Here is a 12546-nt window from a genome sequence, read left to right as displayed (position 1 = left end):
TTTAAAGATAAAAAAACAATCTGTTTTTTGTGTACTTATAATCCTAATTGTATAGGTAGAGATGCAGGGTTTCCCTTTGGGTTTGCATCTCTACTGCATGTCAAAAGATAATCAGCGGTGTTCTACCACGCCAATATATAATGGTGTGTTCTCGTCGCCGGCTTTACCTATCAACATAATGGTATAATAAGCGTGATACCGTTGGCCATTTACCAATTCGCTTCTTTTTAATTCTCTTCCTTCTCTTGTTGCCAGTACGTTGCCACTCGCATCAGTGACCTTAAGTGTATAAGTACCGCTTGTTTGTGCTTGGAAAGCTTGGTGTGCTACCACTGAAGATCCTGTTTCGATAGGTCGATTATTGTATAATGGCTCATCTTCGCCTTCAATAAGTAAATTTACAGCGCCCACACCATTTGCTAAGTTCAAGAAGCGTATGCCGGATTCATTTTCTCCCAAGTTTTCCACAACCTTATCCTGCGCCAGGGCAAATATAGGTTGTTCTGCTGTTCCATATACAAAAGAAGTATAGCCGCTATCTACCTTGATGGTCAGTGTCGTGTCTGCTAAAACGTCTTGACCGTTGTTGTAATTCCTTATCGTTAATTTGCGATTACCTGGGTGTAATAACTGGGCGCCAGAAAATTTTTGATATTCTAATACCATGGGCACACCGTTTAGCGGATTGCTAATGGTGTTGCCGTCTAGTTGATACAGTAAACCAGACGTTGCATCAGGAAAACTATTTACGAAATACATGACGCCAGCTGCAGGCATGTCATTCCACGGACCATCATCATTATCTTTCAGACAACTGCTAAATGTGAAGAGGCTGATAAGTAACAAAAAACAAAATTGTAGTGATAACTTTTTCATTGTATTTGCTCGATATATTTTGGAATTAATACGGGTAACAGTAAGCAAATGCTACAGCTAAAAAAAGTTTTTATCATACATATAATCCTTAGATGGTTAATGAGTCATAGGTGCTCTTTTCTCTTTTCGTGTTTTTGATTAAAGTTAGAAAGCGCCATAATACGGGGGATACTACTATGTGATGCTAATTCTCGTAGTTTCTTTATCCGTTTCGCACGTTTGTAGACTCGAACTTTTTTATTGTTTTTGTAAAGATTCCAGTTCATTAGTAAGACGCTGCCTAATACGATAAATAATCCTATAATCTGCAATGAGGTGACATGATGGTCGGTGAAATAGTGTGCCAAAACCAAGGCAACGATGGGATTTATATATGCGTGTGTACTGACTTCCGTTGCAGGTCTGTGCTGTAATAACCATATATAACTACCGAAAGCCAAAATCGACCCCATAGTAGCTAGGTAGATAATTCCTCCCCAGTCCGCTAGGAGTACGTCTTGTATTTGAAAACGGGCATATTCACCGTTTATGCTGGCAACTACGGTAAAGGCAACGCCAGCGCAGACCATTTGCCAGGCTGTTTTTACCAAGACGTGTACATCATCTTCTCCACGTTTCTGCATCTGTAGTGTTCTTTTTTCTTTGCTATATTTGGATATAAGAGACCCTACTGTCCAAGCAATAGTTCCGAAGACCAGTACGAACATGGCTGTAATTTTTATGCTTTTATCCCCAGAGGGGCCCTCCTGTGCAAAAAGTTGTTCGGCAAACAACATAAATACACCCAGAAAGCCAAAAATCAACCCTAATACGGTAGGTAAACTAGAAAAGTTCTCTTTCCATTTTGGTTTGTCAAAAACAACAAACCAGATAGCTGTCGCTGCTGCGATAATAGTAACAATAGCACTCGAAATATACTGTTCGGCCCAAATAATTGCGGCCATGTCGACGAAGAGCAATAAAAAACCAACAAATAGGGCATCTTTTACGGCTGTTTTTGCAAAGAGTTTGTAGCCCTTAAAATAACAATATCCCATCAATAGCGAGCCGGCTATAATAAAGCGGATAGAACCTAATACAAAGGGACTAAAGCTCCGCAACGCCTTTTCAATAAAGAAAAAGGTAGAACCCCATACGATGTATACTACGAGGTAAGCAAAAATTATACTGCCTGTAGTAGGTATACTTTGATTTCCTTTTGTCATATTAATCTTCTGTCGGAATAACAAGTTTTTGTTCTTCTTTCACTGTTTCTAATACAATGGTGGTGCGTGTGGAAATAATCTCTTCTATTTTTCCTAATGAATTGCGCATCAAATCTACTAAACCGGCTGCATCATTCGTGCGTACCTTAATTAGATACCCGTCATCACCTGCAATATCATGTACCTCTTGTACCTCCGGAATTTTAGCTAAAAGTATTCCTACCTTTTGCGTTCCAATCGGATCTTGTGCCTTAATGAAAATAAAAGACAATAGCTTTTGATCGAGTGCATCTGGATTGATTTTCGCATTATACTGGAGGATGACCTGTTTTTGCTCCAATTTCTTGACCCGTTCTAGGATAGCAGAGGGTGCCATTCCCAGCTCCCGCGCAATATCCGCATTGTTTGTACGAGCGTTTTCTTGCATAATTCGAAGAATCTGATAATCAATTTGATCTAAGCTGAATTCCAGTTTTGTTGTCATGCTGCAAAGATAAGTATTTGTGAATTATATTCAAAACATTCTAATTTATTTAGAATAAAATTCTTTTATTATGTTTTTTGAGTGAATATTATTTCTATTATGTTTTTTGAAAGTATGTAGGGGTTCCTCCTTTGCTCTATCTATTATTTCAAATATCCGAAGCGACGAGATTCTGGTTCTTTTTACGGAAAAAAGAACATAAATTTGTTCCTGTCAAACTATTAAACAAACGTGCAGATTATACAAGAACTAAACCGACTTTCTTCCTTGCTAATGGGCGAGCTGTTTTATTTGCCTGAAAACCCACAGCATCAGACGATGCGATTGGCTTATGCAACCGATGCTTCCGTATATCAGGAAATCCCCCTTGCGGTGGCGATTCCACAAGGCAAGGAAGATTTAAAGAACCTTATTTTATTTGCGGGTGAACAGCGTTTGACACTCATTCCACGGACAGCCGGTACCTCCCTAGCAGGCCAAGTAGTAGGGAGCGGCATAGTCGTCGATGTATCGCACTGTTTTAATCAAATTTTGGAGTTGAATGTGAGTGAACGTTGGGTGCGTGTACAGCCCGGTGTAATCCGTGATGACTTGAATAACTATCTTCGGGCGCATGGATTAATGTTTGGTCCAGAAACTTCGACAGCAAGTCGTGCGATGATTGGAGGTATGATTGGTAATAATTCCTCCGGTTTACATTCCATCGTTTGGGGAGATACGCGCAAGTGCTTATTGGAAGCTAAGGTGTTGCTCGATGATACGTCAGAGGTTGTTTTTAAGGCGATGGATGAGGCTGCGCTTTTCAAAAAATTGGCTTCCCAGACGCGGGAGGGTAAAATTTACCGAGAGCTGAATGCATTGTTGTCGCTTCCGGAAAATAAGGAGGCAATAGCATCGGGATATCCTAAAAAGATCTTGACCCGGCGAAATACGGGATATGCATTGGATTTTTTGATAGATGACGAGAAACCGTTTAACTTATGTGAGTTGTTGGCAGGATCGGAGGGCACAATTGGCATTGTGACTGAAGCGAAATTAAGCCTAATGCCGCTTCCTCCCAAGGAAATTGGGTTATTATGTGTGCATTTTGCTGACATGGTGGAATGTATGGAGGGTAATATCGTTGCGCTGTCCCATCACCCGGAAGCTTCGGAGTTGGTAGATAAATACATTTTGGATTTTACAGTGGGGCACCCTACTTATCAATATAATCGTTTTTTCATTGAAGGTGATCCGCAAGCATTGCTCATTATCGAGTTTAGAGCAGATGATGAAACTGCGCTTTATCAGAAAGCAGATGCATTGAAAAAAGATTTGGTCGACAAGGGATTGGGCTATGCTTATCCTTTTGTTGTAGGTGCAGAACAAACAAACCTGGTCTGGGATGTGCGTAAAGCGGGATTGGGCTTAATACGGAATCTTCCAGGTGATGAACAACCAGTTAATCTCATTGAAGACTGTGCCGTTTCGCCGGAAGACCTACCGGCATACGTAAAAGATATACAGGTCTTGCTGGAGGAGGAAAATGTGCATGCTTCTTATTATGCACATGCAGGAGCGGGAGAGTTGCATATTGAGCCTTTTATTAATCTAAAAACGACGCAAGGGCGTCAGAAATTCCGATCAATCTTGGAACGTACCACAGATTTGGTTTTGAAGTATAATGGTTCGTTGAGTGGAGAACATGGTGATGGGCGTTTGCGAGGTGAATTTATCGGGAAAGTGCTGGGTGAACAGGTATACAAATTGTTGCAGGAGACAAAAGCAATTTTCGATCCTCGGGGTGTGTTCAATGCAAATAAGATTGTTAATACTCCGCCGATGGATACTTCTTTGCGCTATGATAAAGTGGTAGATGGTAAACAGATAAAAACCTATTTTGATTTTACAAAAGACGAGGATATTCTACGTCTAGCAGAAAAATGTTCCGGTTCCGGTGATTGCCGGAAAACAGAAATTACTGGAGGCACGATGTGTCCATCATTTATGGCGACTCGGAATGAAAAAGATACTACGAGGGCAAGGGCAAATATGCTTCGTCAATTTCTGACAAATTCGACAAAAGCAAATCGGTTTGACCATGAGGAGATAAAAGAGGTGATGGATTTGTGTTTAAGCTGCAAAGCTTGTAAAAGCGAATGCCCATCGCGCGTAGATGTCGCCAAGATGAAAGCGGAGTTCCTACAACATTATTATGATGCACACGGTGTGCCATTCCGCTCTTCAGTCATCGCCAATTTTACCAAAAGTCAGCGGTTAGGATCTTATGTTGCGCCGCTGTATAACTTGGTAGTCAAAACACCGTTTCTTGCGGATATGGTGAAATCTGTGGTAGGTTTTGCGCCTAAACGTTCGTTGCCAACCGTAAATTTCACGACGTTATCTAAATGGGTGCGGAAACAACCTGCGAAAAGCCACAAACGAAAGGTGTATTTGTTTAGCGATGAGTTTACGGAATATAACGATACGGCTATTGGTATAACAGCCTATAAATTATTGACATCATTGGGGTATGAAGTTATTATACCAAAACACGTGGAAAGCGGCCGGACATACTTATCTAAAGGTTTTGTAAAGGAAGCTAAAAAGATAGCTGAAAAAAACGTAGAACTCTTAAAAGACTTGATAACAGAAGAGACGCCTCTTTTGGGGATAGAGCCTTCTGCTATTCTTACCTTTCGAGATGAGTACGTGGAATTGGTTGATCCGCACCTGTACGAGGCGGCGCGTGAGTTAGCCAATCGGACATGGATGATTGATGAGTTTCTTGTTAGGGAGATAGATGCTGGTAAGATCCATCAAGAGCAGTTTACGAAGGAGATAAAGACGGTCAAGCTGCACGGACATTGTTATCAAAAAGCCTTTCATTTGGTTGGTTATACAGAGAGATTATTGTCGTTTCCTCAGAATTACGGTGTGGAAATTATACCTTCGGGTTGTTGTGGTATGGCGGGCTCCTTCGGGTATGAGGAGGAGCATTATGAGGTATCCATGAAAGTAGGAGAACTTGTCCTTTTACCGACGGTACGTGCGACGGATGAACACACGCTTATTGCCGCTGCAGGAACGTCTTGTCGTCATCAAATCAAGGATGGTGCGGGAAGAAGATCTTATCATCCCGTAGAAATATTATATGATGCTTTATTACAATGATGCTACAAAAGAGTTGCGCATCGGCATGAATGAAACTCATTTAACATTGGATTCGTGAATGCTAAGCATTTTTTTTAGGTTTGTATTTATTCAATAAATAATACAATTGGAATATGAAAAGTACAATTTTACAAGCGACAGCAGTTATGATGTTGGCCTCGACATTAATAAGCTGTGGCAATAACCAAAAGGGTAACGAAAATGCAACCGAAGATGCCTTGACGGCTAACCTTAGGCAGTATGTAGCAACGTCTACGACGGATAATCCGGCTATCTTCTTGTCCTTGGTAAAATCGACAGAGACGGATTCCGCTATGGTATATATTGGAAAGTCCTTAAACGACAAAGATACGATTGGACTTCAAATCGAGATAACTAAAAATATTCCGGCAGGTGTTTTTGAGGATGGAAACGTAAACGAAGAAAAAGCCTTTCATAAGGGAGCGATCAAATTCAGTTCCATCGGAAATGAGTCTGACAGATTTGTGAAGGCTGTGGCGACGCTTTATAAGCAGCAAGTTGATAGCGGGATGACGGCCGCCGTAATAGCACCTCTTGTATTTTCCTCCAACAAGACTGTAGTGGATTTAACCGGAAATGGAACTTATGCGTTTAAGCTATTTTTGGCCAATAGTGTTGGAGAAGAAGCCGAAATGTTTGCAGAATTGAATTTGTATAATCGCTCATTCAAAATGTGGGCGAAAGATGGTGAGCAATATCCACGTATATTGTCGGCATTTACAAGTGGTTTGTAAAAGGGAGATATGAAATATATTTTTCTTTTACTAGCGACAATCGCTGGTATGCTACAATTGCATGCCGCGACTGTCGATACGATCAACGTACGGAGTGCACAGATGAACAAAGATATCAAGGCTGTTGTTATTTCTCCAGAAAATAAAAAGGCAACCTCCACTCTTTATTTGCTGCACGGATATTCAGGCAATTATGCAAGTTGGATCAAAACTGCACCCCATATCGAGCAACTTGTCGATACCTATGGATATTTGGTGGTTTGTCCTGATGGTGGTTTCAATAGCTGGTATTGGGATACCCCTAAGAACAATTACCTTTACGAGAGCTATATTACGAAAGAACTAATACCTTTTATAGAACAACAATATCAGGTTGGAAGTGACCGGATTAACCGGGCAATAACGGGACTCAGTATGGGGGGACATGGAGCATTGTATTTGGCGTTTCGCAATCAGGATCTTTTTGCTTTCGCGGGTAGCACCTCGGGCGGTGTGGATATCCGTCCTTTTCCCGATAATTGGGGGATGAAGACGCATTTAGGCGAATATCATCAAGAACCGAAAACATGGGACGCGCATACGGTTATCGAATTAACTCACCTGGTTAAACCGAAATCCCTTGAATTATTTATAGATTGTGGAACAGAAGATTTCTTTTTCGAGGTGAATAATAAGTTGCATGAAAAGCTTACCTATATGAATATAGCGCATCATTATCTCACGATGCCGGGTAAACATAACGGAGAATATTGGGCGCGCTCGATAGATTTTCAGATGGCATTTTTTGCACAGTGTTTTCAAAAGGTCACTCTTAACTAGGCTTATAGATGAACAAAGTGTGGATGACCATTTTCCTGTTACTAGGTTGTGCTCCAGTATTTGCGCAGCAAGTTGTACTGAGTGGAACAGTACGGGACGGTGAATCGGGCGAAACGCTAATAGGAGCTGTCGTAGCAATTGACACCGATACCGGTCAACAGGCCGTTAGCACCAATGCTTATGGTTTTTACTCCTTGACACTACCAACAGGAAGGCATCGGTTGGTATTTAGCTATGTAGGGTACCAGACTTATGTCGAAGAGATCGAACTTGACGCTAATAGGAGATTACACGCAAATCTCCGCAAAACGGAAAATGAACTCGAGGAGGTAGTGGTATCGGCAAAAAGGAAAGACGATAACGTAACGAATCCACAGATGGGGGTGCTCAACTTCACGATGGAGGAAGTGAAGAATGTACCGGTTGTTTTCGGCGAAAAGGACTTGCTGAAAACTATACAGTTATTACCCGGCGTGCAAAACGGGGGAGAGGGCTCTTCTAATTTTTATGTTCGTGGCGGTGGCGGTGACCAAAATCTAATTTTGCTCGACGAGGCTACTGTTTACAATGCTTCCCATTTGTTGGGCTTTTTCTCGACATTCAATTCTGATGCTATTAAGGATGTGCAATTGTATAAAGGAGGAATTCCAGCGCAGTTTGGTGGCCGCATTTCGTCCGTATTAGATATCGCTATGATGGACGGTAATCAAAAGAAATTTGTAACCGAGGGAGGAGTAGGTTTGATTGCTTCGCGTCTAAAAGTGGAAGGTCCTTTGGTTAAGGACAAAAGTTCGTTTATGATCAGTGGGCGGCGTACCTATGCAGATATGTTTTTAAAGCTTTCAAACGATGAAGACGTCAATAAAAGCAAACTTTATTTTTATGATTTAAACGCAAAACTCAATTTTCGTTTTAACGATAAAAACACGCTTTATTTATCTGGATATTTTGGCAAAGATGATTTAGGGTATTCCGATCTTTTTAATTTTGATTGGGGTAATGCGACGGCAACCGTGCGATGGAACCATATTTTTAGCGATAAATTGTTTAGTAATACATCGTTGATTTACAGTGATTTTAACTATAGCGTGCAGGTGTCCAACGATGATACTGATTTTGGCATTGCATCGAAAATTCGTAACTGGAATTTGAAACAGGACTTTTCTTACTATACTAATCCGATAAGTACTTGGCGTTTCGGTGTACATGCCTTGCAACAGTCCATTTATCCGGCGAGCATAACAGCGGGGGAAAATACGTCGGTCAACGATGTGAATGTAGATAATCGCCAGGGGATAGAGCTGGCAGCCTACGTTTCGCATACCTGGAAGCCGGCTGATTGGCTTTCATTGCTTTATGGTGTGCGTCTTACGGATTTTATGGTGATGGGTCCGGGAACTTTTTACGGCTATGACGAAGACGGCGAGCCAATAGGAGAGCAGTATTATGGAAAGGGTACTGTGGCCAAGCATTACTTAAATATCGAACCTCGTTTTTCAGCTAGTTTTTTGCTGAGTGAGCGGCATAGTGTCAAGGCATCTTATAATCGTATAGCCCAAAACCTACATCAGTTAACGAATACCACGTCGAGTTTACCGACGGATCAATACGTAGTAAGTAGTCTGAATATCAAACCCCAAATCGCCGATCAGATTGCGATCGGGTACTTCCGAAACTTCAAGAACAATCGGTACGAATTCTCGGTAGAGACCTATTATAAGCATATGGACAACCAGATAGATTTCCGGAATGGAGCAGATTTACAGGCAAACCAATATTTAGAAGGAGATCTATTGTACGGCATCGGACGAGCTTATGGTTTGGAAGCATACCTTCGAAAGAATACAGGGAGGCTGAATGGTTGGATAAGCTATACGCTGGCAAAAAGTGAGCGAAAGTTTGATGAGATTGATGGTGGACAGTGGTTTAGAGCCCGTCAGGATCGGACGCATGATGTTTCTGTGGTGGGAATGTATGAGCTGTCAAAAAAATGGACGCTTGGCGCGACCTTTGTCTACCAAACGGGTAACGCGGTAACTTTTCCAAGTGGAAAATATGAGGTTGATGGCAAAACGATGTTCTATTACACGGAAAGAAATGGTTATAGGATGCCCAATTATCATCGATTGGATTTTTCGGCGACTTATGAACCGCTACCTTCAAAGAAGCGTTTCCAATCCAGTTGGACATTTGGTGTTTATAACGCGTATAATCGGCGGAACGCATACATCATCGACTTTCGCGAGAACGAAAGCAATGCGAATATAACAGAGGCTTATAAAATAGCGCTGTTCGGTATCATTCCATCGGTAACATGGAATTTCAAATTCTGATTATTATGAGTGCTAGACGTTATATTTATATCGTATGGATCTTTTTGTTTTTCGTTGCATGCGAAGAAAAAATTGATATTAACTTGAACGATGCGGATCCGCGGGTAGTAATCGAAGCGAATCTCTCCGACCTACAATCTACTCAGCGTATCAGAGTGTCTAAAACTGTTGCTTTTAATGAACCGGTTAACTCGTTGGGCGTAACCAATGCGCATGTACTCGTAGTAGATAGTAAGGGAAATCAACATGGTTTCCAGCATGAAGGAGATGGAAACTATGTAGCGATGAATTTCACACCGGTACCGGAGCAAGTTTATGGTTTATATGTGGAAGTCGACGGGGAACAATTTCTGTCTTCCTGCTATATGCCGCCCACAGTGGCTGTAGACTCCACGGGTATTATTGAGGAAAGTATTTTTGGAGATAGTTATTATTTCGCAACATTCAAGTTTAACGATCCCCCTGATGAACGGAACTATTATCGATATGACGTTTCCGTTAATAATATTGGCTTTCGGTTCTCTTCCGTGTTTCAAGATAAATTCAATGATGGATTATATGTCACCCATCAGGTTTCTGATTTGGATACCGAATTGAAACCGGGAGATATTATTACGGTGAGACGTTATTGCATAGACGAAAAGGTCTTTGACTATTGGAATGAATATCAAAGTACGAATCCCGGTTCCGCAGCCCCGGGGAACCCAACGTCTAATATTTCCAATAATGCCTTGGGTTATTTTTCTGTAGCCTCAGCGCAAGAATTTCAAATGCAAATTATGGATATGAACTTCGATTGGGATGGTCTTGATGATAGCATGTTGCGGTAAGTTACCGCTGTGTTTGAAAATTGCATATGCATTTTTGTTAAAACGGATATACATTTTTGGTACGACGAACTACAATATGCCAAAACCATAACCTTTTTCTTGAAGATAGGTGATTACTTTAGGCAGTGCATATGATAGGCGGGGTAATGCTTTGATATTGTCGTGAAAAACGATAATGGAACCATTTTTCACGTGGCGAATTACATTCTGATAGCATTTTTCCGGGCTGATTTGCGTATCGAAATCACCCGAAAGGACATCCCAAAAGACCACTTCATACTGCTCATATAGCGCTTTCAATTGTGATTTTTTTGCTCGGGCATACGGCGGACGAAATAATGTTGTTCCTGTTAATTGTTGGCATTTTTCGATATTATCTAAATAAACGCTGTCGTCGGTATCCCACCCTCGTAGGTGATTGTAGGTATGGTTGCCGACTTGATGTCCTTCTGCAAGAATACGTTCGTAAATGTCTCTGTTTTTCGCTATGTTATCACCTACACAAAAAAAAGTAGCCTTAATGTGGTGTGCAGCGAGTGTATTCAATATGAAAGGCGTTACCTCCGGAATTGGTCCATCATCGAATGTCAAATAGACCTTCTGTTCTTTTCTGGACTTATTGAATGTTACTTTTGGATAGTACCATCGTAAAAAAAAAGGTGCGGTAACAAAATACATGTTGATAATATCAGAAATTTGTCCCAATTTTAAAAATCATTTTATGCTTAATTAATCAAATGACAAAAAAAATATCCTATTATACTGTATTATTTTTCATTTTGTTCATTATAGGGGCTCCCGAAGGATATGCGCAAGTAACATTACAAGAGGCTATTGAAACGACACTCAATCGCAATTTACAAATTAAGCAAGCGCAGTTTGGGTATCAGTTAAGTGAACAGGATCTTTACCAATCGAAATCGGAATTGTATCCAAATTTGAGTTTAGGGGTTGATAATTCTTATAATTATGGGTTGACGTTTGATCAGACCTCGGGACAATTGATTCGTGGAAATTTTTGGACAACAAATGCAGGCGCACAGTTATCCTCTAGTATCGCCATATTCCAAGGCTTTCAAAAAATTAATCAGATTAAAGCGAATAAAATCCAATTGTCGGTTGATGCAACCGAAGTGGAGAAAGTTAAAAATGATTTGATCTTATCTGTGGTAACAAACTATCTAGAAGCGATTACAAACGGAGAGCTATTTGAGGCGGCTCAGCAACAGGTTAGGCTTTCAAGGGAACAATTACGACAAGATAGTATCCAATTTCAGGTAGGAAATAAGACACTAGCTGATTTAGCACAAGCCGAAAACCAGGTGGCAACGGATGAATTGAATATCATGTCGTCGGAGAATGCCTATGAACTTTCGTTACTCAATTTAAAGCAGCTCATGGAATTATCTCCGGATACGACATTTAGCTTGGAAAAACCCAGTATAGCGGATATTATGGCAGAATATGCTGTTACTTCTTTCGATGATGTGTTTAAAAAAGCATTGTTGACGCAGCCAACTATCGAACAGGCTAGCTACTACAAGGAACTGGCATTAAAGAATATCGATATCGCTAAAGGCGCTTATTATCCTACATTAAATCTGTCTGCGGGGTACGGAACGAATTATTCATCTCGGGCTTATGATATGGTTACGCGAGAACAAATTCGGTTTTTCGATCAATTCAACGAGAATAAATCTTTTCGGGGAGGTCTTAGTCTGCAAGTACCAATTTTTAACAACAATCGGACAAAGGTAGCGGTAAGCAAAGCAAAGATCGGCTATATGCAAGCACAAAATGACGAGGCACTGGCGCGTAGGAATCTCGAAAAGACTATTGCACAGGCTATTTTAGATTTAAGATCTGCTAATAAGCAATATTTCGCATCACAGGTAGCTTTTAATACATCTAAAGTTGCTTATGAAACGATTAAAGAACGTTATGACGTGGGCATGGCCAATTCGATGGAAATGTTCACCGCGCAGACAAATATGAATAGTGCAGAATTTGAAATGATTCGCCGCAAATACGAAATGGTATTTCGAGGAAAGGTCATTGACTATTATATTGGAAACCCTATAACTTTTTAAC

10 protein-coding genes are annotated in these 12546 nt (G+C 40.8%); 6 read left to right on the top strand and 4 right to left on the bottom strand.

Annotated elements, in window-relative coordinates:
- Positions 1–111 precede the first annotated feature (111 nt).
- The 3 genes from C5749_RS07140 to C5749_RS07130 form a co-directional block, all read right to left on the bottom strand.
- Positions 112–876 (bottom strand): DUF4397 domain-containing protein, encoded by a 765-nt coding sequence (locus C5749_RS07140; RefSeq protein ID WP_105724320.1) that lies wholly within the window; start codon positions 874–876, stop codon positions 112–114.
- A 104-nt stretch (positions 877–980) separates the two neighbouring features.
- Positions 981–2081, bottom strand: coding sequence for a DMT family transporter (locus C5749_RS07135; RefSeq protein WP_105724318.1), 1101 nt, complete (start codon positions 2079–2081; stop codon positions 981–983).
- A gap of 1 nt (position 2082) precedes the next feature.
- Positions 2083–2565, bottom strand: coding sequence for an Lrp/AsnC family transcriptional regulator (locus C5749_RS07130; protein ID WP_105724316.1), 483 nt, complete (start codon positions 2563–2565; stop codon positions 2083–2085).
- 231 nt (positions 2566–2796) lie between these two features.
- Here C5749_RS07130 and C5749_RS07125 point away from each other — a divergent pair, with 231 nt between their 5' ends.
- From C5749_RS07125 to C5749_RS07105, 5 genes are all read left to right on the top strand, one after another.
- Positions 2797–5718, top strand: a complete 2922-nt coding sequence (locus C5749_RS07125) for an FAD-binding and (Fe-S)-binding domain-containing protein (protein WP_342748689.1) — start codon at positions 2797–2799, stop codon at positions 5716–5718.
- A 113-nt stretch (positions 5719–5831) separates the two neighbouring features.
- Positions 5832–6473 (top strand): hypothetical protein, encoded by a 642-nt coding sequence (locus C5749_RS07120; RefSeq protein ID WP_105724314.1) that lies wholly within the window; start codon positions 5832–5834, stop codon positions 6471–6473.
- Between the two features lie 9 nt (positions 6474–6482).
- A complete protein-coding gene (locus tag C5749_RS07115; protein ID WP_105724312.1) occupies positions 6483–7292 on the top strand; it encodes an alpha/beta hydrolase in 810 nt (269 codons plus the stop codon).
- 8 nt (positions 7293–7300) lie between these two features.
- Positions 7301–9625 (top strand): TonB-dependent receptor, encoded by a 2325-nt coding sequence (locus tag C5749_RS07110; RefSeq protein ID WP_105724310.1) that lies wholly within the window; start codon positions 7301–7303, stop codon positions 9623–9625.
- Complete coding sequence (locus tag C5749_RS07105; RefSeq protein WP_245893652.1) at positions 9607–10455, top strand: DUF4249 domain-containing protein; 849 nt, start codon at positions 9607–9609, stop codon at positions 10453–10455. Before C5749_RS07110 ends, C5749_RS07105 begins: the two co-directional genes overlap by 19 nt.
- Before the next feature lie 69 nt (positions 10456–10524).
- On the opposite strand, the gene C5749_RS07100 is transcribed toward C5749_RS07105, so the two are convergent.
- On the bottom strand, positions 10525–11133 hold the full coding sequence (locus C5749_RS07100) for a polysaccharide deacetylase family protein (RefSeq protein ID WP_105724308.1): 609 nt from the start codon (positions 11131–11133) through the stop codon (positions 10525–10527).
- Positions 11134–11192: 59 nt separating this feature from the next.
- Between C5749_RS07100 and C5749_RS07095 the strand changes: the two genes are divergently transcribed.
- Positions 11193–12545, top strand: coding sequence for a TolC family protein (locus C5749_RS07095; RefSeq protein ID WP_105724306.1), 1353 nt, complete (start codon positions 11193–11195; stop codon positions 12543–12545).
- The last annotated feature ends 1 nt before the right edge of the window (position 12546 follow it).

This window comes from Sphingobacterium gobiense, from assembly GCF_002980575.1.
GTDB classification, from domain to species: Bacteria; Bacteroidota; Bacteroidia; order Sphingobacteriales; family Sphingobacteriaceae; genus Sphingobacterium; species Sphingobacterium gobiense.
This window is presented reverse-complemented; position numbering and strand designations above follow the sequence as displayed.

What these genes read in the sequence shown, in the direction of transcription:
- C5749_RS07110 (WP_105724310.1), top strand. Translation starts at nt 7,301, where the DNA reads ATGAACAAAGTGTGGATGACCATTTTCCTGTTACTAGGTTGTGCTCCA.
- C5749_RS07095 (WP_105724306.1), top strand. Translation starts at nt 11,193, where the DNA reads ATGACAAAAAAAATATCCTATTATACTGTATTATTTTTCATTTTGTTC.
- C5749_RS07135 (WP_105724318.1), bottom strand. Translation starts at nt 2,081, where the DNA reads ATGACAAAAGGAAATCAAAGTATACCTACTACAGGCAGTATAATTTTT.
- C5749_RS07115 (WP_105724312.1), top strand. Translation starts at nt 6,483, where the DNA reads ATGAAATATATTTTTCTTTTACTAGCGACAATCGCTGGTATGCTACAA.
- C5749_RS07100 (WP_105724308.1), bottom strand. Translation starts at nt 11,133, where the DNA reads ATGTATTTTGTTACCGCACCTTTTTTTTTACGATGGTACTATCCAAAA.
- C5749_RS07140 (WP_105724320.1), bottom strand. Translation starts at nt 876, where the DNA reads ATGAAAAAGTTATCACTACAATTTTGTTTTTTGTTACTTATCAGCCTC.
- C5749_RS07120 (WP_105724314.1), top strand. Translation starts at nt 5,832, where the DNA reads ATGAAAAGTACAATTTTACAAGCGACAGCAGTTATGATGTTGGCCTCG.
- C5749_RS07130 (WP_105724316.1), bottom strand. Translation starts at nt 2,565, where the DNA reads ATGACAACAAAACTGGAATTCAGCTTAGATCAAATTGATTATCAGATT.
- C5749_RS07105 (WP_245893652.1), top strand. Translation starts at nt 9,607, where the DNA reads ATGGAATTTCAAATTCTGATTATTATGAGTGCTAGACGTTATATTTAT.